Source organism: Microbacterium sp. NPDC057944 (assembly GCF_042887445.1).
GTDB lineage: Bacteria > Actinomycetota > Actinomycetes > Actinomycetales > Microbacteriaceae > Microbacterium > Microbacterium natoriense.
Genome location: NZ_JBHVPJ010000001.1, coordinates 1,729,388 through 1,755,509, shown reverse-complemented (window position 1 = coordinate 1,755,509; position 26,122 = coordinate 1,729,388). Strand labels below are relative to the sequence as shown.

The following is a 26,122-nucleotide window of genomic DNA, read 5'->3' as shown; positions in this document are numbered from 1 at the left end:
TTGGATGCTGCGGACGGGCCGCGTTCGGGTCGTGCAGGTCAGCCCAGCACCTTGGACAGGAAGTCCCTGGTGCGGGGGTTCTGGGGGTTGCTGAGCACGTCGGCCGGAGGCCCCTGCTCGACCACGACGCCGGCGTCGAGGAACACCACGCGGTCGGCCACCTCCCGGGCGAAGCCGATCTCGTGCGTGACGATGATCAACGTCGTGCCGAGCTGCGCGAGGTCGCGGATGACGTCGAGCACCTCCCCGACGAGCTCGGGATCCAGCGCACTGGTCGGCTCGTCGAACAGGAGCACCTTCGGTTTCAGCGCGAGGGCGCGGGCGATCGCGACGCGCTGCTGCTGGCCGCCGGAGAGCTGCCGCGGATACGCGTCGGCCTTGTCGGCGAGACCCACGCGGTCGAGCAGGCCCAGCGCCAGCTCCCGCGCATCGTCCGTGCTCAGCCGCTTCAGCGCGATGGGCGCCTCGGTGACGTTCTCGAGCGCGGTGAGATGCGGGAACAGGTTGAAGTTCTGGAACACGATGCCCACCTGCGTGCGGCGCCGCAGGATCTCGCGCTCGCGCAGCTCGTGCAGCTTCTCTCCGCGCAGCTCGTAGCCGATCAGCTCGCCGTCGACCGTGACCGATCCGCGGTCGACGCTCTCGAGGTGGTTGATCGTGCGCAGCAGCGTCGACTTGCCGGAACCGCTGGGGCCGAGCAGTGCGACCACCTCCCCCGGCTGCACCGTCAGGTCGATGCCGGAGAGCACCTCGACGCCGCCGTAGCTCTTGTGGACGTTGTGGATCTCGACGAGCCCCCTGGTCGCGGTCTCCGCGGCGACGGCGGTCATCGGACGCCCCCTCCGGATGCGGCGAGCGCGGACGCGACCGGCGCCTCGGGTGGAGCATCCCCCAGCCGCGTCCACTGCGCGCTCGCCCAACGGCGCGCCCGCTGGAGCGGGGTGGGCGGCAGGGTGCGCACGGAGCCGCGGGCGAAGTGCCGTTCGATGTAGAACTGGGCGATGCTGAGGATCGTGGTGATGATCGTGTACCAGACCACGGCGACGAGCAGGAGCGGGATGACCCGGCTGTTGCGGTTGTAGATCACCTGCACGGCGTAGAAGAGCTCGGGGATCGCGATCACGAACACGACGGAGGCGCCCTTGACGAGGCCGATCACCTCGTTGGTCGCGTTGGGGATGATCGAGCGCATCGCCTGCGGGAGGATGATGCGGAAGAGCCGTCTGCTGGCCGGGATGCCGAGAGCGGCCGCGGCCTCCTGCTGCCCCTGGTCGACCGAGATGAGGCCGCCCCGGATGATCTCCGCCGAGTACGCGGCCTGATGCAGCCCGAGCCCGAGGATCGCCGCGGCGAACGCGCTGATGAGCTGCACGGTCGGGAACTCGACGATCCAGAAGTCGGTGGTGAACGGGGTGCCGAGCCCGAGGGTCGGGTAGAGGTAGCCCAGGTTGTACCAGACGATGATCTGCACGACGAGCGGCACCGAGCGGAAGAACCAGATGTACCCCCACGCCGCGGAGCTCAACAGGGTCGACGTCGAGAGCCGGCCGAGGGCGATGATCGTGCCGAGCACGAAGCCGACGACCGCCGACACCGCGGTGATCGAGAGCGTGTAGCCGATGCCGATGAGCACGGGACCGGAGAAGAAGTACTCGGCGAACGAGTCCCACATGTAGCGGTCGTTCGTGAAGAGGCTCCAGACGAACTGGGCCAGGACGAAGATGATGATCGCGGCGATCGTCCATCGCCACCAGTGGCGCGGATGCACCACGGTGACGGCGCCGAGATCCACCTTCTCCCGCGCATCCTGGGGGCGGTCGATCTCGAGATCGACCGCGGTGCCGACGGGTGGGGCGGCTGTGTCAGTCATGGTGATCCTCGTGCTCCGAGCGGCACCGGGTGTGCCGCGTGAAGCCAAGGTAGGGGCATCGCAATCGCTGATCACAGCCGGGTTTCACACGTCGCAACCGGCAGACGCACGCCGTAACCGAGGGGCTCGTCGCGTAACCGGACGGCTCCGCCGGTAACACGGGAAGCGGCGGATCAGGCCCTGCGGAGGATCTGCTCCGTCACCCTCGTCGAGAAGTGCAGCGCGTCGACGGGGATCCGCTCGTCGGCCGCGTGGAACTCGCCGAACACGTCGAAGTCGGCGGGCACGCGCAGCGGCACGAAGCCGTAGCCGCGGATGCCGAGCTGAGCGAGGTGCTTGTTGTCGGTGCTCGCCGGGAGGAGGTACGGCACCACCAGCGCCCCCGGGTCCTCTGCGGCGATCGCCCCCTGCAGGACGTCGATCAGCGGCGCATCCAGCGGCGCCTCGATCGCGGGGACCGCATGGCCCCACGAGATGTCGACCCCCTCGCCGACCACGGCCGCCAGTTCGTCGCGCAGCGCGGCATCCGCTCCGGGCAGCACCCTGATGTCGAGGCGCGCTGATGCCTCCGCGGGGATCACGTTCGTCTTGCCTCCGGCGGCGAGCACGGTGGGCGACACCGTGTTGCGCGCCGATGCTCCGACGAGGGAGGACACGAACCCGAGCTCGGCGAGCTGCTCGTCGAGCTCGCTGTCGGCGCCGGACACGCGGAGGCCGCGGTGCTCCTCGAACACCCGGAGGAACCGGTCGAGGGCGGGCGTCCGGACGACCGGGAACCGGTGCGCGCCGACGGCGGCGACGGCGCGGGCGAGCCGCACGACCGCGTTGTCGGCTGTCGGGCGGGAGCCGTGGGCCGCGTGGCCGCGCGCCGTGAGCGTCGCCCAGGTCACCCCCTTCTCGGCGGTGGCGACGAGATACGCGCGGCGATCGTCGGCGAGGGGCACGGAGAAGCCGCCCACCTCGCTGATCGCCTCGGTGGCGCCGGCGAACAGCTCCGGCCGGTGTCGGACGATCCAGCGCGCTCCCCACACGCCACCGGCCTCCTCGTCGGCGAAGAAGGCGAAGATGAGGTCGCGGCGGGGAACGACGCCGTCGCGACGGAACGCGCGGGCGATCGCGAGGATCGTGCCCGCGTAGTTCTTCATGTCCACCGCTCCGCGGCCGTACAGGATGCCGTCGTGGATCTCGGCCCCGAAGGGCGGGTGGGTCCAGTCGGCCTCCTCGACGGGCACGACGTCGAGGTGCGCGTGCACGACCAGCGCCCCCGCATCGGGGTCGGAACCCTCGAGTCGCGCGACGACGCTGGCGCGCCCGGGCTGCGGCTCGACGAGGTCGACCCGATAGCCCACCTCTTCGAGCCTCTCCTTCACGAACAGCGCGGCTCGTGTCTCGCCGTCGCCGATCGTCGCGGCATCCCCCGTGTTGACGCTGTCGATGCGGATGAGCGCGCGGATGAATTCGAGCGCCTCGGTCTCAAGCGGGCTGGGTGCGGTCATCTGCGTATCTCCTCGGGGTCCACCCGGGCGCCCGCCCGGCGTCGCCTCACGCTACCCGCGGCGCACAGGGCGGATGCCGCACGCCGACGCAGTACGTCATCGAGCGTCTCACAGCGTCGCTCGGCGTGCGGGCGAGGTGGCGGACGGGCGACACTCGACGCATGGCATCTGTGAACGACGGAGGCATCGTGCGCGGCATCCTCCCCCGTCCGGAAGGCGCGTCGGCATGAGCGCGATCTCGCTGGACTGGTTCCTGCCGCTCACCGGAGACTCCCGCACCGACATCGGCCTCGGCAGCGCGACCGCCTACGATCCGGCCGGTCGCGTGGCGGCTCAGCGGGAGCCCACCGTGGACTACCTCGCGCAGATCGCGCGCGCCGCCGAGCAGTTGGACTACGAGGCGGTGCTCGTGCCCTCCGGCGGCGGCAACGAGGAGAGCTGGACGATCGCCTCGGCTCTCACCCAGCACACCCGCGCACTCGACTACCTCATCGCGGTCCGGCCGGGACTCGTCTCCCCGACGCTGCAGGCGCAGACCGCCGCGACGTTCCAGAGCATCAGCGGCGGGCAGCTGCGGGTCAACATCGTCGTCGGCGGCGAGGACGCCGAGCAGCGCCGCTTCGGCGACACCATCGGCAAGGACGATCGGTACCGCAGGGCAGCCGAGTACCTCGGCATCCTGCGCCGCCTCTGGGCGGGAGAGAACGTCACCCACGACGGCGAGTTCTTCCGGATCGAGGATGCGCAGCTCAGGACGGCCGTGCCGGCGCCGCCGATCTACCTCGGGGGCTCATCGGATGCCGCGATCGAGGTCGCCGCGGCGCACGCCGACGTGTTCCTCACCTGGGGCGAGCCCCCGACGCAGGCGGCCGAGAAGATCCGTCGCGTGCAGACGAGGGCTGCGGCGCTCGGGCGCAGGCTCGACTACGGCGTCCGCCTGCATGTGATCGCCCGTCCGACCTCTGAGGAGGCGTGGTCGATCGCGGACTCGCTGATCGACGGCCTCGACCCGGAGGTCCTGGCGCGGCGGAGAGCCACGCTCTCCCGCTCGCAGTCGGTCGGCCAGCAGCGTCAGAACGCGCTCAGCAGCGGCGGACTCACCCGCAGCGACCTGGAGGTGCACCCTGGGCTCTGGGCCGGGGTGTCGCTGGTGCGCGGCGGGGCGGGCACGGCGCTCGTCGGCAGCTACGAGGAGGTCGCTGATCTCGTCGCCGAGTACCACGGTCACGGCTTCACGGAGTTCGTGCTGTCGGGCTACCCCCACCTCGAGGAGGCGTACTGGTTCGCCGAAGGGGTCCGACCGCTGCTCAGGGAGAAGGGCCTGCTCGACTGAGCCCTCAGTCCATCGGGAACAGGATGACCCGATCGTCGCCCTCCGCGGGGTCGCCGCGGCCGTCGGTGTTGTTCGTCAGCAGCCAGATCGCCCCCGTCGTGACCATGACGTCGCGGAGCCGTCCGTACTCTCCGACGACGCTCTCGGTGCTCGTGGACAGGTCGTCGAGCGGCACGCTGCGCAGTCGTTCACCGCGCAGGTTCGCGATGAGGATGTCGCCGTTCGTCACCGCGATGCCGCTGGGGCTCGCCTCCGCCGGACGCCACTGCTGCACGGGGTCGATGTAGTCCGCGTCATCGACCGCGCCCTCGACCTCCGGCCAGCCGTAGTTCCCCCCTGCCTCGATGACGTTGAGCTCGTCCCAGGTGTCCTGCCCGAACTCGGTCGCGTACATCGTGCCGTCGGCATCCCACCCGATGCCCTGCGGGTTGCGATGGCCGTAGCTGTACACCGGCGACCCGGAGAACGGGTTGTCGTCGGGAATGCCTCCCTCGGGCGTGAGTCGGAGGATCTTGCCGGAGAGGGCGTCGAGGTCCTGCGCGCTGTCGCGGTCTCCCGCATCGCCCGTGGTGACGTAGAGCATCCCGTCCGGCCCGAAGGCGAGGCGCCCGCCGTTGTGGTTCGACGCGGAGGGGATGCCGTCGATCACCGTCACCGGAGGGCCGAGCGAGAGGGCGCCGGGCTCGCCGAGGAGCGTCCGGCGTTCGACCCGGTTCCCGTCGTCGGCGGTGAGATAGGCGTACAGCTCCCCGTCGCGCACCGCGAGCCCGAGGAGCCCGCCCTCCCCGCCGACGACGACGCCGTCGATGACTCCGACCTCGTGCCGGGCTCCGCTCTCGTCGAACTCCAGCACCCGGCCGCTGTCGCGCTCGCTGATCAGGAGCGCATCGCCGTGGAGGACCATCGACCAGGGCGCATCGAGGCCGTCGGCGAACACGATCGGAGCCGGTGCGGATGCGACAGGCTGCCCGCTCGACGACGTGCACGCGGCGAGCGCGAAGACGGATGCCGTCGCGCAGCACGCGACCGTGCGCCGCAGCGTCGCCGTTCTCTGTCCTCGCGTCCCGACCATGCGTCCCATCCAACGCCCCGCGCCGCGCCGAGGGAAGCCCCGCCGCCCGCATCGTTACGCTGAGCACATGACCCGGTCGCGACGCATCACACCGAGCCAGGCGGTCTCCGCACTGCGGAGGATCCCCGCCACCCTGACCATGGTGGGGCTGATCCTCCTCGTCGGCGTCGCATCCCGGGGGCTGTGGATGCCGTTCGAGGATGCCGATCTCTTCGAGGCCGTCGCCTACGGGCTGCCGAACCTCTCCGACGGCAGGTGGTGGACGCCGGTCACCGGAACGTTCTTCATCGGCCAGCCGTGGGTGTATGCGATCACGATCGCCAGCTTCTGGGGCATGGGCTACCTCGAGTTCCGTCGAGGGTCGCGCGTGGCCCTCGCCTACTTCTGGGTCGGCCAGCTCTTCGCCGTCCTCGCCACGGCCCTCACGCTGCTGCTCCTGTCGCAGGTCCCCTGGGCCTGGGCGCAGACGCAGGCCCAGTCGCTCGATGTCGGGGCGTCCGGCGGCACGATGGCCTGCATCGCCGCGGCCGTGGGCCTGTTCCGGGCGCCGTGGCGCGTGCGCGGCTGGCTCGTGCTCCTGGGCTTCGTCTTCGTCATGATGCTGTTCTGGGGCGCAGTCGACGATCTGGAGCACCTGCTCGCCGTGCTGCTGATCCTCGTCACGGACCGTTCGCTGCGGGTCCGCAGGACGACCGTGCGGGAGCAGCGCCTGATCGCGGTGATCGCCGTGATCGCGCTCACCGCGGCCGAGATCATCACGATCCTCCTCCCCACCGACGGACCGTTCGGCCCGACCGAACCGGTATCCGGCGGTGTCGTCGACGTGGCGATCGATGTCGCGGTCGTCCTCCTCATCGTGCGGGGTCTCCGCCGGGGTCGCCGCTGGAGCTGGGTGCTCGCGATCATCCTCGGTGCGCTCAACGTGCTGGGTGGGGTCCTCGTCCTGACGCTCATCATCCTCACCAGCGCCGCGGAGCTGGAGTCCGTCATCTACGGCGAGACCGAGCTGTCTCTCGCGAGCGCGTTCCTCTGGCTGCTCGTGCTGATCTACCTGATCGTGGTGCGGCGCGCGTTCCGCGCCAAGAGGTCTTCGAAGCTCGGCATCCAGCCCGCCCCGACCCTCGCCGACCTGCTGCGGACCCTGCGCGCTCACGGCGGCGGCACCCTCTCCTGGATGACGACGTGGGAGGGCAACAGCTACGCCGGAACGACCGGCGGCATCGTCGCCTATCAACGACGGGGCGGAGTGGCCCTGGCCCTCGCCGATCCGATCGGCCCCGGTGAGACGCGCGCCGCGGCGGTGGAGGAGTTCATCCACACCGCCGAGAACGCGGGGCTCGTGCCGTGCTTCTTCAGCGCCGACGACGCGACCCGCGCCGCCGTGCCCGACACCTGGCGCAGTCTGGTCGTCGCCGACGACACGATCGTCGACCTGCCCGGCCTGTCGTTCACCGGCAAGCGCTGGAACTCCGTGCGCACCTCCCTCAACAAGGCCGGTCGCGAGGAGATGACCTTCCGTCTCACGCACCTGAAGTCGGAGCCGTGGGGCGTGCAGCAGCAGCTCCGCGCGATCTCCGAGGCATGGGTCGGCGACAAGGACCTCCCCGAGATGCGCTTCACCCTCGGCACCCTGGACGAGGCGGAGGCGCACGAGGTGCGGCTCGCGCTCGCCGTCGCGCCGAACGGAGACGTCGACGGCTTCCTGTCCTGGCTGCCGATCTACGGCGAGGGCGGCGTCGTGCGCGGGTGGACGCTCGATCTCATGCGGCGCAGGGAGGGTGGATTCGGCCCCGTCATGGAGTACCTGATCGGCTCGTCCGCGAAGCAGTTCTCCGAGGAGGGCTGCGAGATCATGTCGCTCTCCGGGGCCCCGCTCGCCCACGACTACCCGCCGGACGCCGGCATGATCGCGGCGCTGAGCGACCGCCTCGCCGAGGCGCTCGAGCCGGTCTACGGCTTCGGGTCGCTGCACCGCTTCAAGCAGAAGTTCCACCCGCGCTACGAGACGATGTACCTGCTGTTCCGCGACGAGAGCGACCTCGCCGCGATCGGCGGAGCGCTGACGAGGGCGTTCCTGCCCGACGCGACCCTGCGGCAGTTCGCCGGAGCCGGTCTGGAGCTCGTGCGCGGGCCCCGCGACTGAACGCGCTCAGCCGTCGCGAGGCGGCCGACGCAGCTGCTTGGGGTGCGGGGGCCGGGCGGGCCGACCGAGGCCTCAGCCGTCGCGCGGAGGCTTGCGGAGCTGCTTCACGTCGGTGCGGCGCTGCTTCTCCTTCAGCCGGCGCTCCTTCGCGCCGCGACTCGGCTTCGTGGGTCGGCGCGGCGGGGCGGGCGGGCGCAGGGCCTCGGCGACGACCGACGCGAGACGCTCGCGCGCGGCATCCCGGTTGCGCAGCTGGGCGCGGTGCTCGGATGCCGCGATCGTCAGCACCCCTCCGACCAGCCGCCCGCTGAGCCGGTCGAGCACGCGTTCCCGCTGGACCGGCGACAGCGCAGCGGAAGCCGCGGCATCCCACACCAGCTCCACGCGGGAGTCGGCGGTGTTCACTCCCTGGCCGCCGGGTCCCGACGACCGCGAGAACCGCCACGACAGCTCGGACTCGGGGATCGTGACGCCCGCGGTGACCCGCAGTCCGGGGCGATGGGGAGAGGGCATGCATCCATCATCTCGCGCCCCGTGTCCAGCTCGCGGTTCACAACTCCTCACGAACGGGGTGATCCGGCCGGACTCCGGCCGGATCACCCCGTCTGACGCCGATTCTTGAGGAGTTGTGAACCGGTCGCCCCGGCCCGCGGAGCTCCTGCAGCGAGATCAGACCGCGGCGTCGACGGCCTCGTCCGCCCCGGCCGGAGCGGCGACGGGATCCCCGGCCGCGGGCGTCCCTGCCCCGGAGGCCCCGGCCCCGGCCGCGGCGGCGCCCTTCGGGGGCGTCTTCGCGGTGTTCGCGATGTGGGCGCGCCCCAGGACGATCGCGGCGACGATCATGAGCACGACGCCCAGCCAGTACGGGGCCGCGTGGCTGACACCGGCGTAGAGGGCGGCGGCGATGAGGGGCGCGACCGTGCTCATCGCGGCGTTCAGCGATTGCGTCGCCCCGCCCAGCCAGCCCTGCTCGTCGTCGCCCACGGCGTTCGACATCGCGCCGTCCATCGCGGCCTGCGATGCGCCCTGACCGGCGGCGAGGAGGAGCGCTCCGACGATGAACACCCACGGCTGCGCGAACACGGAGGCCACGATCGCGAGGGCGGCGAGACCGATCGCCTGCGCCACGATGCCGCTGACGATCACCCCGCGCTCGCCCATCCGCGGCAGCAGGATGCCGAGCAGCACGCCCTGGATGAGGATGTCGATGATGCCGACCGCGGCCGTCAGCAGACCGATCTGGGTTGGACCCCACTGGATCGAGTCGAGCGCGAGCACGCTGAAGTTGTTGACGAAGAACCCGAACGGCAGGGCGAGGATGCCGAAGCCGATCATGAGTCCGCGGAGCTCCTTGCGGCCGAACGCGTCCTTGAACACCGCGAACGGCTGGACGTCCTTGGCGGAGATCGCGGAGATCCGGTTCTCCGGCTTGAGGCTCTCGGGGAGCAGGAAGATGCTGAGGATCGCGATGGTGAGGGCGACCGCCGCGGTGAGGAAGACGGGGAGGCGCAGGTCGATCGCGGCGAGGAGGCCGCCGATGGCCGGCCCGATCATCATGCCGATGCCGGAGAGGGCGCCCAGCAGGCCGAAGCGCTGGGCGCGTTTCTCGGGCGGCGTGATGTCGGCGAGGTAGGCGAAGAGTGCGGGCATGTCGCCGGCGGTCAGCCCCTGGATGACGCGGGCGAGCACGAGCACCCAGATCGCTCCGCCGATGCCGAACAGGGTCATCGAGAAGGCGGCGCCGAACGCGGCCGCGATGATCACGGGGCGTCGGCCGAAGCGGTCGGAGAGGCGCCCGAGGAAGGGGGCGACGAGGAAGGCGCAGAGTCCGTTGATCGCCTCGAGGACGCCGACCCAGATCGCGAGGTCCTTCTCGTTCGAGACGTACTCCAGCACCACGAAGGGCAGGACGGGGAGGACGACGGTCATCCCGATGACGGTCAGCATCGTCAGGACGACGAGCATGACCCAGGCGCGGTTGCCGACGCGACCGGTCGAATTGAGTGAAGTCATTCCGAAAGTGTATCGATACCAGTTTCGATGTCAAGCCACTTATGAATCCGGTCCGCGATAGAGTGGTCGGCATGACGAGCACCGAGCCGATGGGTCGACGCGAGCGGAAGAAGGCGGCGACCCGCAAGAACATCTCCGACGTCGCGACGAAGATGTTCCTCGATCGCGGCTTCGACAACGTCAGCATCCGCGAGATCGCCGACGCCGCCGATGTCTCCCCCACCACCGTCTTCGCGCACTTCCCGCAGAAGGAGGCGCTGGTCTTCGACGAAGACGACGAGCAGCGCGACCGGCTCGTCGGCGCCGTGCGCGGACGCGCAGACGACATCTCGATCAACCGGGCGCTCCACGACTTCTACTCCACCGATGTCCGCACCAACGTCGATGAGCACGGCGACGACGTCACCCGGATCTTCATGGCGTTCCTGAACGAGACGCCAGTGCTTCGCGAGTACGCGGCTCGGATGTGGCTCCGCCACGAGGACGCCCTGTCCGACGCGATCGCCGACGAGCTCGGACTCGACGCGCCGACCGCCGAGATCAGGGTCTACTCCCGCTTCGTCCTGCAGATGCTGCTGCTCGTCAACGACGCCGACGATCAGCTCGGCACGCTCGACGCCGGGTTCGCGATCCTGGAGAGCGGATGGTCGCCGGTCGAGGCGCGGTTGGCGAGCGCGCGCACCGACGCACGATGAACTCCTATCGGCGGGACGACTGGGAGGCGAGCCCTGAGCTGCCGTCGACCGTTGTCGCGCCGTACCTGATGGGGACGGGGGTCGTCACCGGAGAGGACACCGGCACCCGCCCGCTCTCCCCTCCCCACTCCCACGCCGACGCGATGCTCGCGTGGTGCTACCGCGGCACCGTGTGGGTGCATCTGCAGGACGCGATGTGGCGCCTCGCCCCTGGTCAAGGCGTGTGGATCCCCGCGCGGACGCCGCACACGGCGCACCACGAGCGGGACTCCGTCGGGTGCTACACGTACCTGCCCGCGACATCCGCGATCGCGCCGATCGACGACGTCACCCGGGTGCTCGTGCCGCGCGCCGTCCAGGAGATGCTGCTGCACCTCGGCATCAACGACATGCCCACCGATCTGCGCGTGCGCATCCAGGGCACGCTCATCGAGATGCTGCAGCAGCCGGCGCCTGAGGCGCTCGACGGCTGGGGCGAGGTCCCGCTGCCCGCCGACGAGCGCGTGCGCGCCCTGGTGCAGGCGGTGCTGGACGACCCGGGCGACCCGCGCAGCGCGGGTGAGCTGTTCCTCGCGCACGGCCTGCACGAGCGCACGGTCCTGCGCATCTTCCAGAACGACGTCGGCATGACGTTCGGCCGATGGCGCACCGGCGTGCGGATGACCCTCGGCGCCCGCCTGATCGTCGACGGCACCCCCATCGGCGCCGCGGCCCACCGGTGCGGCTATGCCACGACGAGCGCCTTCTCCGCGAGCTTCAAGGAGCGGTTCGGACTCACCCCGCGTCAGCACGTCGCCCGCGTGCAGGCCGACTCGGCGCACCACCTCTACTGGCGCTGACCCTCGCGCCCATCCGACGCGTTCTGTCCGTATAGCGATACAAGTCGTCCATCGATCGACACTGGCCGCGTTCTCGGCGTTCTAGCATCGTTCTGTTAGGGCATGCTTACCTAACTTCTTGCCGCGTTGACGCGGCGCTCCCCTCCCCATCTCTCTGAAGGAGAACCATGTCGCACGCTCTCGCGCGCCCGAAGATCCGGCGAGGCTCCGCGCTCGTCGCCGCGGCCATCGCCGCCGCCCTCACCCTGGCCGGGTGCTCGACCACCGGAGAAGGCGCGGAGTCCGCCTCGTCGTCGACGTCCACCGACGGCGTGGTCATCGAGCACGGACACGGCAAGACCGTGATCCCTGAGAAGCCCCAGCGCGTGGTCGCCCTCGGCTGGATGACCCCCGACATCGTCGCCGCACTCGGCACCAACCCGGTCGGCATCGAAGAGGTGTGGGGCGCCGGCGAGAGCGGCTACCAGCCCTGGTTCGAGGAGTTCGTCACCGAGGAGTACGGCGAGACCCCCGAGATCATCCCGTTCACGGAGGACGGCCCCAACTACGAGGCGATCAAGGCCCTCAAGCCCGACCTGATCCTCAGCCTGTACTCGGGCGTGAGCGACATCGAGTACGAGCGGCTGAGCGAGATCGCGCCCACCGTGCCCTACATCGAAGGCCCCTGGAACCCCGGCACCTGGGAGGGCATGACCCGCACCGTCGGCAAGGCGCTGTCGGAGGACGCCAAGGCCGAGGAGCTGATCGCCGAGACCGAGGAGCAGATCAGCACCCTCGCCGGCGAGCACCCCGAGTTCGAAGACAAGACCTTCGTCTGGGGCCTGACGCTGAACGAGGGCGGCACCGACCTCGGCGTCTACCTGGAGTACGACCCCCGCGTGCGCATCACCGAGGCGCTCGGCTTCACCTCCACCTCGGCCATGGACAGCTTCCTCGCGAGCGCCGAGGGCGACAACTGGTACACCGGCGTCAGCCTGGAGAAGCTCTACGACGTGCAGGCCGACCTGTTCGCCGCGTGGGGCGGCAGCGCGGCCGAGGGCGAGTACACGGTCGAGAACAAGGTCGTCTCGCGCTGGAACCCCATCGCGAACGGCTCCTACGTGATCTACGCGGATGCCGCGGAGGCCTCCGCGATCAGCGCGCCGACCGTGCTGTCGCTGAAGTACATCCTCCCGAAGTACGTCGACGACCTCGCAGCCGCGCTGCAGGGCGAGCCGACCATCGCAGGAGAGTGACGCGCGAGATGTCCCTGGCGACGGAAGACGGCACGGACGTCTCGAACTCAGGTGCGGGGGGCCGTGCAGACGGCTCCCCGCACCGCACCGCGACGCTCGTGCTGGGGCTGATCGTCTCGGCGGTGGTGCTGGTGATCGCCGCCATCGCGTCGCTCGCGGTCGGCAACCGAGCGATCGACCCCCTCACCGTTCTGCACGCCCTGTTCGCCTACGACGACGCCGACGCGCTGCACCTCATGGTCAGGGAGCTGCGGGTCCCCCGCACGCTGCTGGGCATCGTCGTCGGCGCCGCCCTGGCCGTGTGCGGCGGGCTCATCCAGGCCTTCACCCGCAACCCCCTGGCCGACCCCGGCATCCTGGGCGTGAACGCGGGCGCGTCCTTCGCCGTCACCTTCGCGGTCGGCGTGCTGGGACTGACCGCCCCCGGCGCCTATGTGCCCTTCGCGTTGGCCGGCGCCTTCGTGCTCACCATCCTCGTGTACGCGCTGGGCTCTTTCGGGGCCTCCGGCGCGACGCCCATGAAGCTGACGCTCGCCGGGGTCGCGCTCGGCGCGGCGTTCACGGGCCTCACGACCGCGATCGTGCTGCGCGATCTGGGCACTCTCCAGGTCATGCGCTTCTGGGGTGTCGGCTCGATCGGCGGACGCACCATCGACCAGCTCGCCTGGGCGACGCCCCTCATCGTCGCGGGTCTCCTGATCGGGCTGCTCTGCGCCCGTTCCCTGAACGCCCTGGCGCTCGGCGATGACCTGGCCCAGGCGCTCGGCGCCCGCGTGCAGGTCACCCGCGTGCTGGTGATCGTCGCCGTCACCCTGCTGGCCGGCACGAGCGTCGCCGCCGCCGGCCCCATCGCCTTCGTCGGGCTGATGATCCCCCACATCGTCCGCTGGTTCACGGGCCCCGATCAGCGCTGGGTGCTGACGTACTCGATGATCATCGGCCCGTCCTTCCTGCTGTTCGCCGACATCCTCGGCCGCATCGTGCTCCCCAGTGGCGAGCTCCGCGTCGGGATCGTCACCGCGCTGCTGGGCGCCCCGCTCCTGATCGCGCTCGTGCGCCGCAAGCGGGTGAGCGGACTGTGAGCATCGACCAGCGGCCCACCGCCGCCGCACAGGACAGCACGGAGTTCACCCCCGTCGACCACGGACGCCGGCAGATCCGGATCGAGACCGCGCGCATCGCGACGCTCATCCCGGTGCGCTCGATCGTGGTCTGCGCGGTGCTGGCCGCCGTGATCATCGCCGCGGGCCTCGCATCCATGACGATCGGCGCCTACGAGGTGGACTTCGGCTCGGTCATCCGCGCCATCGTCGACCCGTCCTCCGACCCCGACATCCGCCAGGTCGTCTTCGAGTGGCGGCTGCCGCGCGTGCTGTTCGCCGTGCTCTGCGGTGCGGCTCTCGCCCTCGCCGGCGGCATCTTCCAGTCGCTCACCCGCAACCCGCTCGGCTCCCCCGACATCATCGGCTTCGGCATCGGCGCGCAGTTCGGCGTGACGCTCATGATGGTGGTGCTGGAGCTCAACACCTACATGTTCAAGGCGGTGGGCGCGCTCGTCGGCGGCCTGATCACCGCGCTGCTCGTGTACGTGCTGGCGAACAAGAACACCCTGTCGTCGTTCCGCCTGATCATCGTCGGCATCGGCGTCTCGGCCGGGCTCGGCTCGCTCACCTCCTGGATCCTGATCTCGGTCAGCGTCGAGAAGGCCATGATGGCCGCGACCTGGGGGGCCGGCTCGCTCGCCTCGCTCGGGTTCGACCAGCTGATCCCCGCCGCGATCGTGTTCGCGATCGTCACCCTGCTGTCGCTGCCGCTGAACCGCACGCTGCCGGTGCTCGAGATGGGCGACGACGCGGCCACCGCGCTGGGCATCAGCCCTGGTCGCACCCGGCTCGCAGCGATGGTGTTCGGCATCGCCCTCGTCGCGCTGGTCACCGCGGCCGCGGGTCCCATCTCGTTCATCGCGCTCGCGGCTCCGCAGATCTCGCAGCGCCTCACCCGCTCGAACACCCCGATGGGCGCCGCGCCCGTGATGCTCACCGGCGCCGCTCTCGTCGTGGTCTCCGACGCGGTCGCCCAGCTCGTCGCCGTCCCCGTCGGCGTCGTGACGGTGTCGATCGGCGGACTCTATCTCGCCTGGCTGCTGGCCGTCCAGTACGCGCGCCGCACCTGAAAGGAACACCCATGACCGCTTCGCTGCTGGCCCGCGACATCACGCTGGGCTACGGGGAGACCCCGATCATCTCCGCGCTGTCGCTGGAGGTGCCGGACGACTCGTTCACGATCATCATCGGACCGAACGCGTGCGGCAAGTCGACCCTGCTCCGCGGGTTCGCCCGGCTGCTGCGTCCGACCACCGGCGCGGTGCTGCTCGACGGCGCCGAGCTGCGCTCCTTCACGCCGAAGGAGGCGGCGCGCAAGCTGGGGCTCCTGCCACAGTCGTCGATCGCCCCCGACGGGATCACCGTGGCCGACCTCGTCGGACGAGGACGATTCCCGCACCAGAGCGCCCTGCGCACCTGGAGCAGCGCCGACGAGCGCGCCGTCTCCGAGGCGATGGCGGCGACAGGGGTGACCGATCTGTCCCGCCGACTGGTCGACGAGCTCTCGGGCGGCCAGCGGCAGCGCGTGTGGGTGGCGATGGCTCTCGCCCAGCAGACGAAGCACCTGCTGCTCGACGAGCCGACGACCTTCCTCGACATCGCGCACCAGATCGATCTGATGGAGCTGTTCGCCGATCTGCACCGCAGCGGCACCACCCTGGTGGCCGTGCTGCACGACCTCAATCACGCCGCGCGCTATGCGACCCACCTCGTGGCGATGCGCGACGGGGCCATCGTGGCGCAGGGCGACCCGCGCGAGATCATCACCGCCGAGCTCGTGCAGGCCGTGTACGACCTGCCCTGCAGGGTGATCACCGATCCGGTCTCGGGCACTCCGCTGGTGCTCCCGCTCGGTCGGCGGACGCCGTGACGAACACTCCGCGGCGACTCTTCGGGATCGCGCTGAAGGCGGAGGGGCGCGGTATCGCCCTCGCCGCCGCGACGGCGCTGCTCATCGTGCACGCGCTGGCGGAGGCCACGATCCCCGTCATCATCGGCGCGACCATCGACCGGGCCGTGCTCCTCGCCGATCCGGTCGCGCTCGCGCTCTGGATCGGCGTGCTGGTGGCGACGTTCCTGGTGCTGACCGCGAGCTACCAGTCGGCATCCCGCCTGATGGTCTCGATCTACGGCTACGGCGAGCAGGCGCTGCGTCACCTCACCCTGTCGCGGATGCTGCGCCCCAGACTGTCCCGCCGGGCGGTGACGCCGGGCGAGGCGCTGACCTTCGTCACCTCCGACACGTACCGCGTGGCCGGTGTGGCCTGGTCGGTGGCGCAGCAGTGCTCCACGATCGCCGCGATCCTCGGCGCGGGGCTGGCGATGCTGGTGATCTCGCCGGTCGCGACCCTCGTCGTGTTCGGCTCCACGATCGCGATGATGTTCGTGATGCAGGTCGTGTCGCGTCCGCTCGAGCGCCGCGGCTTCGCCGAGCAGCACGCGGCCACCGAGGCCGGGGCCGTCGCCGCCGACTTCATGAGCGGTTTCCGCGTGCTCGTGGGCATCGGCGCCCGCGAGGAGGCCGTGCGGCGCTACGTCGCCGCGAGCGACGCCTCCCGTCGCGCGGCGACCGCCGCCGGTCGATCCCTCGCCTCGTACGAGGCCGTCAGCACCACGCTGGCCGCGGTCGCGACGACCTCGCTCGCGGGCATGTCGGCGTGGTTCGCGGCGGAGGGCCGCATCAGCATCGGCGAGCTGGTCACCGTGCTCGGCCTCGCCCAGTTCATCAGCGGCTACCTCGCCTACGCCGGGTCGTTCCCCTCGAACTGGATCCACAAGCTCGCCTCGGCCAAGCGACTCGCCGAGGTCATCGACGCCGACGACCTGCTCGGGGCCCCGATCGCGCGAGAGGGCCGTCGGGGTTCGGCGGATGACGTCGTGCTGGCCTTCCGCCCCGGCGACTCCCCCGACTCGCTCGTCGAGGTGAGGGAGGGCGAGCTGCTGGGCATCCGCCCCGCCGACAGCGACACCGCTCGCTCGCTCTCGCGTCTCCTCGGCCTGCGCACGCCGCCCGAGCACGGACGGGTGCAGCTCGCCATCGACGGCGAGCGGCGGGACCTGACGGAGTGGGATCCGATCGAGTACCGCCGCCGCGTCGTCGCTCCACCGCACGGGCAGACGATCGTGAGCGGCACCCTGCGCGAGGCCGTGCGCGGACACGGCATCGACGGCTCGCCGCACCCCGCGCTCGTCGACATGGCGGCGCTGCAGGACACCATCGCTCAGGTCGGCGGCTGGGAGTCGCAGGTGGGCGAGGCCGGTCGACGGCTCTCGGGCGGACAGCGGCAGCGGATCGGGATCGCGCGGGCGCTGCACGCGGAGGCCGACGTGCTCGTGCTGGACGAGCCGACCTCGGCGGTGGATGCCGTCACCGAGGCGCACATCGCCCGCGCCCTCGCGGCGCACACCGACACCGTCATCGTGATCAGCACGTCCCCCGTGCTGCTCGGCGCCTGCGACAGGGTCATCGACATCTCCTCACACGGATCGGATGCGCCGCATGAGTGACGCCATCGACACCACCACTCCCCTGCTTCCGATCGCCTCCGGCGCCCGCGTGCGCGCCGCGGTCGGAGCGCTGCTGCGACAGCATTCGGCCAGGGCAGCCGGCGTCGCCGTGCTGTTCCTCACGGCATCCGCTCTGGGCATCGTCATGCCCGCGTGTCTCGGGCGCATCGTCGACGCCGTGTCATCCGACGCAGGCGTCGCGACCATCACCGGCTGGGTCGTCGGAGCCGGCGCCGGCGCGATCGGCGCCGCCGTCATGATGCTGTGGGCGGTGCGGGTGCTCACCGGACTGGTGCAGGACATGCTGGCCAGCCTTCGTGAAGACGTGTTCACCTCGGCCATGCGCCTGCCGGTGGGTGCGGTCGACGACGGCGAGAGCGCCGACCTGCTCTCGCGCGTCACCGGCGACGTGGACGCCGTGGCGGAGGCCGGCGGGAACGTCGCACCGACCCTGCTGTCGGCCGCCTTCGCGATCGCCGTCTCGGTGGCCGCTCTGACCGCGCTCGACCCCTGGCTCGCGCTCGCGGGCATCGCCTCCGCACCGTTCTACGTGCTCGGCACCCGGGCGTTCCTGCGCAGGTCGCGCGTCGTGTTCCGTGAGGTGCGCGTACGCGAGGCCGCGCGAAGCCAGGCCGTGCTCGACGCGGTCGAGGGCATCGACACGCTCACCGCGTTCAACGAGCAGGAGCACGCTCTCGCCCGCGTGTCAGAGCGGGCCGAGGCGTCGATCAGGATGCAGATCGAGGGGGTGCGCGTGACGAACCGCCTGTTCCGGTGGATCAACGGCGGCGAGCTCGTCGGCCTGGCCGCGATCCTCGGCACCGGCTTCCTGCTGCACTCCGGCGGCGCGATCACCGTCGGCATGGTGACCACCGCCGCCCTGCTCTTCCACCGCCTGTTCGGCCCGGTCGGTCAGCTGATCTTCGGTCTCGACGACATCCAGCGCGCGGCGATCGGACTCGCACGCCTCGTGGGCGTCATCGACCTCGCCCCTGCGGCCTTGGGTGCACAGGTCGAGGAATCGGCCGCGGCGCCGACGGCATCCGCCGGCATCGAGGTGCGCGACGTGACCTTCCACTACCCCACCACCGGTCGCGGCATCAGCGACGTGACACTGCACGTCTCGCCGGGCACGACCGCCGCGCTGGTCGGCACCTCAGGGTCGGGCAAGAGCACCCTCGCCCGAGTGATCGCCGGGCACCACCCGCCGACCTCGGGCAGCGTGCACCTGGCCTCGACCACGGATGAGCCGTACTACCTGTCGCAGGAGCTGCACCAGTTCCGCGGCACGATCGCCGACAACCTCACGCTGGTCGCCCCGGACGCGACTCCTGCTCAGATGGTCGCCGCCCTGCGGGCGGTCGGGGCGGAGTGGGCGGTCGACGCACTGAACCGGGAGCCGGACGACGCGGACCCGTCGGATGGGCCCGTCGTGCCGATGGACGAGGGGCGCGTCCAGCAGCTCGCCGTCGCGCGGGCGTTCCTGGCCGACCCCTCGATCGTGATCCTCGACGAGGCGACCGCCGACGTCGGACTGCATCACCGCGACGCGGTGGAGGACGCCATCGCCGCACTGCGCAAGGGCCGCACCGCGCTGCTCATCGCGCACCGGCTGCAGCAGGCCGCCGCGGCCGAGCAGATCGTCGTGTTCGCCGACGGGCGCACGACGCAGCGCGGCACGCACGAGGAGCTCCTCGCCGCCGACGGCCTCTACCGCGACTCCTGGCTCGCCCAGACCGCGCACGCCCCGACCGCCCCCACTCACTCCCCCACCCCGAACGAAGAGACGGAGACTCCGTGAACATCCACCGCGGCATCGTCAGCAGCACGGCCACCCTCACCCCGAACCTGGTGCGCATCACCCTCGGCGGTGACGGCGTCGCCGACTTCCTCAGTACCGGCATCGGCGACGAGTACGTGCGCGTGTTCTTCCCGCACGGCGAAGACCCCACCGACGTCTCGCTGCCCGTGCCTGCGGGCGACTGGTGGGAGACGCCGGAGGGAGCGCCGGAGGCTCCGATGCGCACGTACACGATCAGCGGCGTGCGCCCGGATGCCGGCGAGCTCGACATCGACTTCGTCATTCACGAGGCGGGGGTCGCCGGGCCCTGGGCGGCGCGCGCCGAACCAGGCCACGTGCTCGGGCTGAACGCGCCGACCGGTCTGTATGCACCCCCGGCCGACATCACCTGGCAGGTGCTCGTGGCCGACCTCACCGGTCTGCCCGCCGTCGCCCGCATCGCCGCTGCGGCGCCGGAGGGCGTGCGCACCCGGGTCGTGCTCGAGGTGCCCACCGCGCAGGATCAGGTCGCGTTCGAGGTCGGCGCCGACGTCGAGGTCACCTGGGTCGTCGGCGGCAACGGCCACGGGCCCAGCGCGCTCGGTCAGCTGGTGCGCGGCATCGTCGACGACCGCCTCGCCCTCGACGAGGGATACGTCTGGGTGGCCGGCGAGACGGTCGCACTGCGCGATGTGCGCAAGTACCTGCGCAAGGAGCTCGGGCTGCCAGCGACGCGCTTCAAGGTCGTCGGCTACTGGACCCCGATCGCCGCGTGGGACGAGAAGTTCGCCGCGCTGCCCGAGTCGGTGCAGAAGGAGCTCGACGCGATCTGGGCCGAGATCGACGACGACGAGCCGGAGGACGTGCAGGTGCGGTTCGAGGAGAGGCTCGACCAGCTCGGGCTCTGACGTCCGCGCTCGATGAGCGGGACGTGCGACGTGGACGCGACGGCGGGAGTCGAACCCGCCACGCTGCCGGTTATGAGCCGGAGCCCGGGACCGCCCGGATCGCCGCGATGATGACCTCGACGCTACCCGGCGGATCCGCGGATGACCAGGCTCGTTGCCTGGGATAACGCTATGAGTCCGGCGATGACGGCGACGGGCGTCCGGCAGAGGGAAGCCCCCTGTTCCGGCCGCCCGTCCGGGTGTAGCGTCCCCTCCATACGCAGCCGTTCGGCGATGCCGGCAGCGCCGCCGCATCCCGTGACGCCCTGAGGGGACGACGATGATGGAGAACCCGGTACGCCCGCCTTCCACGGTGCTGAAGACCCACCGCTACCTGCGGCTCTCCCTGGTCTTCGTCGTCTTCGCGATCCTGGCGAGCGTGCTGATCCAGACGGTCGTGATCTCCTGGCGTCCGCTGGAGTTCGGCTGGAACATGCTGCCGTCAATCAGCCACTACTTCTACACGCCCGTCCGCACCGTGTTCGTCGGAGCGCTGATCGCGGCATCCCTCGCTCTCCTCTCCCTCTCCGGCCGCTCGCGCGCCGTCACCCTCCTCGACATCTCGGCGCTCTTCGCTCCGCTGATCGCCCTCGTGCCCACGGGCATCGCTCCGTCTCAGCGCACGCCGGAGCAGATCTGCCCCGAGAGCGGCGACTGCGTGCCGGACGAGTACCTCGACGGCGCGCGGGCGGGCATCGCCGTCTACGCGGTGGTCGTGTTCACCACGATCATCGTCATGGTCCTGGTCCGCAGACACGATCGACTCCGACGCGAGCAGAGCACCCGCCCGGCGCTCAGCCCCGAGGAGCGCGCCGAGGAGACACTGCTGCGGGAGGATGCCGCGCGGAGCCGGAAGTCGGCGGCGATCGTGTCATGGGTTGCTGCGGTCACCGCGGTCGTGATGCTCGTCCTCGCGTTCGCCCCCGGTCTCAGCGACGGGTTCCCGTTCAACTTCTGGCCGTTCCCCTCCAGCATCCACTTCGCGGCGACCCTGCTGTTCTTCGGCGCGTTCGCGGCCGTTCCCCTCCTTCATGCCCGCGAGGACGAGAGCGACGAGCAGACGGCGCCCGCCCCCTGGCAGCGGACCCTCTACCGCTGGGTCAGCCGCCTCATGGCCGGAGACCTCATCCTCCTCATCGTGGCCTTCGCGATCCGCGATCACCTGAACGGCTTCCCTCTCGTCCTGATCGGGGAGGCGTTCGCGCTGTCTCTCTTCGCCGTGTTCTGGTGGGTGCAGACCCTGCAGAGGTGGGACGACGAGTACGCGCCCTACCTCGTCGACCCCGATGCGCCGCCGCCCGGTCCCGCCGGGGGTGTGCTCCCGCGGTGAGCCGTCAGCTCGACACCGTGATCACCACTTTGCCGCGGCTCACCCCTGCGGCGACATCGGCGAGAGCCTCCGGCACCTGAGCGAACGGATAGGTCCGCGCGACGATGGGGCGGATCACCCGCCGCTCCACGAGATCGGTGATCTCCCGGAGCTGCTCACCATCGGCGTGCATGAAGAGGAACTCGTACGCCACCCCGAGCCTTTTCGCCTGACGACGGATCCTGCGGCTGAGAGCGGTGATCGCGAGGACGAGGAGCGGGTTGAGCCCCGCAGCTCGGGCGAAGGCCGGATCCGGCGGCCCCGAGATGCCGATCGCCCGCCCGCCCGGCTTCAGCACACGCAGCGACTTCTCGAGGTTCTCGCCTCCGAGGCTGTCCAGCACCAGGTCGTACCCCGAGAGGACCTCCGCGAAGTCCTCTCGGCGGTAGTCGATCACGACGTCGGCGCCGAGGTCACGGACGAAATCGGCATTGGCGCCGCTCGCCGTGGTGGCCACGTGCGCGCCGAGGTGCCTGGCGAGCTGGATCGCGATGGACCCCACTCCGCCGGCGCCGGCGTGGATGAGGACCTTCTGCCCCGGAGCGAGCCGCCCCCTCTCCACCAGCGCCTGCCAGGCGGTGAGAGCGACGAGGGGCAACGACCCTGCTTCAGCCATCGAGATGTTCGCCGGTTTCGCAGCCAGATCGGCTTCGTCGACCGCGATGCGCTCGGCGAACGTCCCGATCCGCGCCGCGTCCGGCCGCGCGTACACCTCATCGCCGGGACGGAATCCCCGCACCAGCCGTCCGACGCGGATCACCGTACCCGCGACGTCGTTGCCGAGCACGAGGGGGAGCGCGTAGGGGAGGATCTGCGCGAACTCTCCGCTGCGGATCTTCTCGTCGAGCTGGTTGACGCCCGCCGCTTCGACCCGCACCAGCACGTCGGTGTCGCCGACCTCCGGCTCGGCGACCTCCTGAAGCTCCAGTGGTCGCCTGTACTTCTTGACGACGAATGCGCGCATGTCCTTCTCCTGTCTTCTCGTGACCGTCTGCGCCGGGTCAGACCGTCGTGGCGCGAAGCTGCGGGTACACCGCTTCGAGCGGCGCGCTGAGACCCGCCTTCAGCTGCACGGAGGTGTCGTCGGCGAGAACCTCGTACTCGTCGCGCTCGGTGGCATCGAGAACCGCGGCCACGAGCGCGGCGGGGTCCGTCTTCGGGTCGGAGACGTGAGCGGCCATCGCCGTGTCGACGTACCCGACGTGCACCCCCACGACGTGGACACCGGCCGGAGCGAGTTCCAGTCGAAGGGAGTTGGTCGCCGACCACAGTGCGGCCTTGGTGGCGCTGTAGATGCCTCCGACCGCGTACCACGCGAGTGCCGAGTGGATGTCGATGATCGCAGCACCGGGCCGTCCGGAGAGGAGGGGCGCATACGCACGTGCGAGGAAGAGCGGCCCGAGGAAGTTCGTCCCGACGTTGCGGCGGATGTCCTCATCGGAATGGGAGAGGATGCCGGCGGTGGGCACGGATGCACCGGCGTTGTTGACGAGCACGGTCACGTCGGGTGCCGCCTCGACGACCGCACGGATCGATGCGGGATCGGTCACATCGAGGACCAGAGGAACCACGCGGGGATCCGTCCACTCCCGCGGGGTGCGGGCGGTGGCGTACACCTTGGCGGCCCCACGCGCGAGCGCCTGTTCGACGAAACGGGTGCCGATCCCGCCGTTCGCTCCGGTGATGAGGACGACGGCGCCGTTGAGTGTGGGCATGAGCAGATCTCTCTTCTGTGGGGACAATGGATGATGATGGTGAGTGCGCGTGAGCGACTCCACTCATAACTGAGTGCACTCAGTTTCTATTCCGAGAGGATCACATGTCGACCCAGCTCGCATCCGCAGGGCGTCGTGAGCGCAACAAGCAGCAGAAGCTGGAGCGGATCACGGCGGCCGCCGCCGCGCTCTTCGCCGAGTACGGCGTCGAGGATGTGACCACCCAGCAGATCGCCGAGAAGGCGGACGTCGGCACCGGGACCGTGTTCCTCTACGCGAAGACGAAAGGCGAGCTGCTGCTGCTCGTGCAGAACGCGCACTACGCCGAGGCGCTCGAGAAGGGCCGGCACGCCGCCGAGGCGATGGCAGATGCCCTCGATGCGGTGATGGCGCTCCTCCGGCCGATCATCGAATGCAACCGCGTCCAGATCGACAACGGACGAACCTACCTCCGCGAGATGGTCTTCGGAAGCGTGGACGACGAACGCCACGCCGAGGCCCTCTCGATCGTGGGATCCACGGAAGACGCGGTCGCCCGCATCCTCAGCCGGGGCATGGTCGATGCGGAGGCGCGGGCGACGACCCAGGCGCGAGTCGTGTCGGCGATCATGTTCCTCACGATGGCGGCCACGGTGAACGCGACACGCAGCATCGACGACCTCGCCGACGACATCAGACGACAGATCGCCGCCGTCATCGGCCGTTGACCGGTCGCGGAAGTCGATCCGCTACCGACGGATCGAGTCGTGGAACGGGTTCGGCTCGAGCGTGAAGTCGGTGCCCGCATCCCCCCACGTGCCCAGCCCCGCGGGCTGACGACGTCGGCGCACCGCGGCGAGCGCTCGCGTGGCGGGCACTCCGACCGCCAGCGCGACCCGTCCGGCGAGAGTGCGGTCGTCGCGGCCCAGCACGCTCGCCCGGTGCCAGGCCTCGTGCAGCGCACCACCGCGCGCCGCAGGGACACGTCGCGCGGGAAGCGAGCCCTCTCGACGCCGCACGACGAGCTCCTCTACCCGCTCCCACCACGTGGACTCGATCTCGGGATGGAAGTAGTTGTCGCGCAGCCAGTCGGGATGCGGATGCCGGAACCGCCCTGCGACGACCTCGCTCCGCCCGCCGAGCAGCCCGCTGCCGACGAACACGGTGTTCAGCAGCGACTTGCTCACCCCGAAGCTGTCGAGAGCGATGACCGGGACGCCCTGGGCCACGGCCTCGATCGCGGCGGTGGAGCTCACCGTGACGAGCCCCGCGGCGGTCGAGAGCGCGGCGGCCATGGAGTCGTACGAGAACACGAGGTTGTCGGGGCGGCGCTCGCCGAGCAGCTCGGTGTACGCGTCGCGCTCCAGATGCGTCTCCACCTCGCCCGGCCGCGACCGCAGCTTCACGACCACGCGTCGACCGGGATCGGCCTTCGCCGCCCGCACCAGCGTCGCGGCGATCTCGGCGCGCTCCTCCCGATCCGCCGGCACGAGCGCCTGCGCCGCGAAGACGATGTCGGTCGCCGCGGCCTTCGCGAGAGCGGGCGCCGAAGACGTCGGCTTCTCGTCGACCAGGACCCCGCGCTCCGCCCTGGCGCGCGCGACGGCGGGCGACAGCATCCGCGCCCGCGTCCTCGCGAAGGGGAGCGTCGCGAGCGCGGTCTGCACGTCGACGCCGATACGGCCGCCCAGTTCGGCGAACGCCCGCTCCTCCCGATGCGAGTGCACCACCAGGAGGTCGACGTGGCGGCGATAGTCCATGGCTCCGCGCTGCGCGGGGATCGCCATCCCCGGAAGACCCGCCACCGTCACGGGGCGGTGCCGCAGACCGTCGATCATCCGCCCCATCAGCCGCACGAACGGACCCCGGCCGGCGAGCAGCACCACGTCGGGGCGCTGCGCCTCGAGCCACGGCGCCGTCTCGCGGAACATCACCCGCGACACGGCGCTCGGATCGAGCCCTGCACCCGCGAGCGCCGTGCGCTCCTGGGCGGCGCTCGCGGTCAGCGGGGTCTTCACCAGCAGCAGATGCGGTCGGATGCCGGGGACGGCGCCGAGCAGCGACGCCGACCACTTCACGAACGAGTCGGCGTCCGCGATCGCGACGACCCGCAGCCCGGTGCTCATGCCGGGACGCGACGCAGCTTCGCCATGGGCGCGCGCTCGCTGTCGAAGACGCGCTTGACGCCGTCGCCGAGGGCCTTCTCGATCACGCGGATGTCGCGCACCAGGTGCTCGAGACCCGTGGGTTCGAGGGATGCCGCGTGGTCGGAGCCCCACATGGTGCGGTCCAGCGTGATGTGGCGTTCGACCGCGACGGCGCCGAGGGCGACGGCGGCGAGGGAGATCTGCAGGCCGCGCTCGTGGCCCGAGTATCCGACCGGCACGCCGGCGTAGCGGTCGCGGAGGGTCGAGATCACCCGCAGGTTCGCCTCCTCCGGCTCGAGGGGATACGTCGAGGTCGCGTGCATGAGCACGACCCGGTCGGTGCCGAGCGTGTCCAGGGCGCGGTCGATCTGTTCGATCGTCGACATGCCGGTGGAGAGGATGACGGGCTTGCCGGTCTCGCGCAGCGCGACCAGCAGCTCGGTGTCGGTGAGGCTGGCCGAGGCGACCTTGTGGGCGACGACGCCCAGGTCTTCGAGGAACGCGACGCTGGGCACATCCCACGGCGAGGCGAACCAGTCGAGACCCAGCATCGTGGCGTGGTCGCCGATCTCGATGTACTCGTCGCGGCCGAACTCGACCCGCCGGCGGTAGTCGAGGTAGCTCATGGTGCCCCACGGCGTCTCGCGCGGCACGTCGCGCATGTGCTCGGGGGTGGAGATCTCGGGCGTGCGCTTCTGGAACTTCACGGCATCCGCCCCCGCGCGCGCCGCCACGTCGATGAGCTTCTTCGCGATGTCGACGTCGCCGTTGTGGTTCAGGCCGATCTCCGCGATGACGTAGGCGGGACGACCGCCTCCGATGACGTGCGATCCGATGCTGACAGTCATGATTCCTCCGGTCTGCGAATGCCTTCTCTCC

Annotated in this window: 23 protein-coding genes and 1 tRNA gene; 13 read left to right on the top strand and 11 right to left on the bottom strand. The window is 70.7% G+C overall.

Annotation, left to right across the window (positions count from 1 at the left end):
• Positions 1–38 precede the first annotated feature (38 nt).
• The 3 genes from ACFVRO_RS07895 to ACFVRO_RS07885 form a co-directional block, all read right to left on the bottom strand.
• Positions 39–830, bottom strand: a complete 792-nt coding sequence (locus tag ACFVRO_RS07895; RefSeq protein ID WP_223585958.1) for an amino acid ABC transporter ATP-binding protein — start codon at positions 828–830, stop codon at positions 39–41.
• On the bottom strand, positions 827–1,870 hold the full coding sequence (locus tag ACFVRO_RS07890) for an amino acid ABC transporter permease (protein ID WP_386951123.1): 1,044 nt from the start codon (positions 1,868–1,870) through the stop codon (positions 827–829). The genes ACFVRO_RS07895 and ACFVRO_RS07890 overlap by 4 nt, the downstream gene beginning before the upstream one ends.
• Before the next feature lie 173 nt (positions 1,871–2,043).
• Positions 2,044–3,366: a M20/M25/M40 family metallo-hydrolase gene (locus ACFVRO_RS07885; protein WP_386951121.1), complete on the bottom strand. Its 1,323-nt coding sequence runs from the start codon at positions 3,364–3,366 to the stop codon at positions 2,044–2,046.
• A 226-nt stretch (positions 3,367–3,592) separates the two neighbouring features.
• Between ACFVRO_RS07885 and ACFVRO_RS07880 the strand changes: the two genes are divergently transcribed.
• Positions 3,593–4,699 carry an LLM class flavin-dependent oxidoreductase gene (locus ACFVRO_RS07880; RefSeq protein ID WP_386951118.1) on the top strand — a complete coding sequence of 369 codons (1,107 nt, stop codon included), beginning with the start codon at positions 3,593–3,595 and terminating at the stop codon, positions 4,697–4,699.
• Between the two features lie 4 nt (positions 4,700–4,703).
• Here the strand turns inward: ACFVRO_RS07880 and ACFVRO_RS07875 are convergent, their stop codons facing one another.
• A complete protein-coding gene (locus ACFVRO_RS07875) occupies positions 4,704–5,771 on the bottom strand; it encodes a PQQ-dependent sugar dehydrogenase (protein ID WP_386951115.1) in 1,068 nt (355 codons plus the stop codon).
• 67 nt (positions 5,772–5,838) lie between these two features.
• Between ACFVRO_RS07875 and ACFVRO_RS07870 the strand changes: the two genes are divergently transcribed.
• On the top strand, positions 5,839–7,914 hold the full coding sequence (locus tag ACFVRO_RS07870; RefSeq protein ID WP_386951112.1) for a bifunctional lysylphosphatidylglycerol flippase/synthetase MprF: 2,076 nt from the start codon (positions 5,839–5,841) through the stop codon (positions 7,912–7,914).
• 72 nt (positions 7,915–7,986) lie between these two features.
• On the opposite strand, the gene arfB is transcribed toward ACFVRO_RS07870, so the two are convergent.
• Together arfB and ACFVRO_RS07860 are read right to left on the bottom strand one after the other, a co-directional pair.
• Positions 7,987–8,427 (bottom strand): alternative ribosome rescue aminoacyl-tRNA hydrolase ArfB, encoded by a 441-nt coding sequence (gene arfB, locus ACFVRO_RS07865; RefSeq protein WP_105677308.1) that lies wholly within the window; start codon positions 8,425–8,427, stop codon positions 7,987–7,989.
• 156 nt (positions 8,428–8,583) lie between these two features.
• Entirely contained in the window at positions 8,584–9,927 is a 1,344-nt protein-coding gene (locus ACFVRO_RS07860) for an MFS transporter (protein ID WP_386951111.1), read from the bottom strand.
• 71 nt (positions 9,928–9,998) lie between these two features.
• Here ACFVRO_RS07860 and ACFVRO_RS07855 point away from each other — a divergent pair, with 71 nt between their 5' ends.
• The 9 genes from ACFVRO_RS07855 to ACFVRO_RS07815 all read left to right on the top strand — a co-directional run bounded on the left by ACFVRO_RS07855 (position 9,999) and on the right by ACFVRO_RS07815 (position 19,994).
• Positions 9,999–10,622 carry a TetR/AcrR family transcriptional regulator gene (locus ACFVRO_RS07855; RefSeq protein WP_386951108.1) on the top strand — a complete coding sequence of 208 codons (624 nt, stop codon included), beginning with the start codon at positions 9,999–10,001 and terminating at the stop codon, positions 10,620–10,622.
• Positions 10,619–11,461, top strand: a complete 843-nt coding sequence (locus ACFVRO_RS07850) for an AraC family transcriptional regulator (protein ID WP_105677320.1) — start codon at positions 10,619–10,621, stop codon at positions 11,459–11,461. Before ACFVRO_RS07855 ends, ACFVRO_RS07850 begins: the two co-directional genes overlap by 4 nt.
• A gap of 167 nt (positions 11,462–11,628) precedes the next feature.
• Positions 11,629–12,696, top strand: coding sequence for an ABC transporter substrate-binding protein (locus ACFVRO_RS07845; RefSeq protein WP_386951105.1), 1,068 nt, complete (start codon positions 11,629–11,631; stop codon positions 12,694–12,696).
• A gap of 8 nt (positions 12,697–12,704) precedes the next feature.
• On the top strand, positions 12,705–13,778 hold the full coding sequence (locus tag ACFVRO_RS07840; protein WP_386951103.1) for a FecCD family ABC transporter permease: 1,074 nt from the start codon (positions 12,705–12,707) through the stop codon (positions 13,776–13,778).
• Positions 13,775–14,869, top strand: a complete 1,095-nt coding sequence (locus ACFVRO_RS07835) for a FecCD family ABC transporter permease (RefSeq protein WP_386951101.1) — start codon at positions 13,775–13,777, stop codon at positions 14,867–14,869. Before ACFVRO_RS07840 ends, ACFVRO_RS07835 begins: the two co-directional genes overlap by 4 nt.
• Positions 14,870–14,880: 11 nt before the next feature.
• On the top strand, positions 14,881–15,669 hold the full coding sequence (locus ACFVRO_RS07830; RefSeq protein ID WP_386951098.1) for an ABC transporter ATP-binding protein: 789 nt from the start codon (positions 14,881–14,883) through the stop codon (positions 15,667–15,669).
• Positions 15,666–17,306 carry an ABC transporter transmembrane domain-containing protein gene (locus ACFVRO_RS07825; protein WP_386951096.1) on the top strand — a complete coding sequence of 547 codons (1,641 nt, stop codon included), beginning with the start codon at positions 15,666–15,668 and terminating at the stop codon, positions 17,304–17,306. The genes ACFVRO_RS07830 and ACFVRO_RS07825 overlap by 4 nt, the downstream gene beginning before the upstream one ends.
• Positions 17,299–19,107: an ABC transporter ATP-binding protein gene (locus tag ACFVRO_RS07820; protein ID WP_386951094.1), complete on the top strand. Its 1,809-nt coding sequence runs from the start codon at positions 17,299–17,301 to the stop codon at positions 19,105–19,107. Before ACFVRO_RS07825 ends, ACFVRO_RS07820 begins: the two co-directional genes overlap by 8 nt.
• Positions 19,104–19,994, top strand: a complete 891-nt coding sequence (locus ACFVRO_RS07815; RefSeq protein WP_386951091.1) for a siderophore-interacting protein — start codon at positions 19,104–19,106, stop codon at positions 19,992–19,994. The genes ACFVRO_RS07820 and ACFVRO_RS07815 overlap by 4 nt, the downstream gene beginning before the upstream one ends.
• A gap of 31 nt (positions 19,995–20,025) precedes the next feature.
• Here the strand turns inward: ACFVRO_RS07815 and ACFVRO_RS07810 are convergent.
• Positions 20,026–20,101, bottom strand: a tRNA-Met gene (locus tag ACFVRO_RS07810).
• 212 nt (positions 20,102–20,313) lie between these two features.
• On the opposite strand from ACFVRO_RS07810, the gene ACFVRO_RS07805 reads away from it, so the two are divergent.
• Complete coding sequence (locus tag ACFVRO_RS07805) at positions 20,314–21,363, top strand: hypothetical protein (protein ID WP_386951088.1); 1,050 nt, start codon at positions 20,314–20,316, stop codon at positions 21,361–21,363.
• A 4-nt stretch (positions 21,364–21,367) separates the two neighbouring features.
• On the opposite strand, the gene ACFVRO_RS07800 is transcribed toward ACFVRO_RS07805, so the two are convergent.
• Positions 21,368–22,366, bottom strand: a complete 999-nt coding sequence (locus ACFVRO_RS07800) for an NADP-dependent oxidoreductase (protein ID WP_386951086.1) — start codon at positions 22,364–22,366, stop codon at positions 21,368–21,370.
• Positions 22,367–22,403: 37 nt separating this feature from the next.
• Entirely contained in the window at positions 22,404–23,117 is a 714-nt protein-coding gene (locus tag ACFVRO_RS07795; RefSeq protein WP_386951084.1) for an SDR family oxidoreductase, read from the bottom strand.
• Between the two features lie 104 nt (positions 23,118–23,221).
• Here ACFVRO_RS07795 and ACFVRO_RS07790 point away from each other — a divergent pair, with 104 nt between their 5' ends.
• Positions 23,222–23,824, top strand: coding sequence for a TetR/AcrR family transcriptional regulator (locus ACFVRO_RS07790; protein ID WP_386951081.1), 603 nt, complete (start codon positions 23,222–23,224; stop codon positions 23,822–23,824).
• 21 nt (positions 23,825–23,845) lie between these two features.
• Here ACFVRO_RS07790 and ACFVRO_RS07785 read toward each other — a convergent pair whose 3' ends face one another.
• Both ACFVRO_RS07785 and ACFVRO_RS07780 read right to left on the bottom strand, forming a co-directional pair.
• Positions 23,846–25,222 (bottom strand): DUF6716 putative glycosyltransferase, encoded by a 1,377-nt coding sequence (locus ACFVRO_RS07785; protein WP_386951078.1) that lies wholly within the window; start codon positions 25,220–25,222, stop codon positions 23,846–23,848.
• Positions 25,219–26,091 (bottom strand): N-acetylneuraminate synthase family protein, encoded by an 873-nt coding sequence (locus ACFVRO_RS07780; RefSeq protein WP_386951076.1) that lies wholly within the window; start codon positions 26,089–26,091, stop codon positions 25,219–25,221. Before ACFVRO_RS07780 ends, ACFVRO_RS07785 begins: the two co-directional genes overlap by 4 nt.
• Between the last annotated feature and the right edge of the window lie 31 nt (positions 26,092–26,122).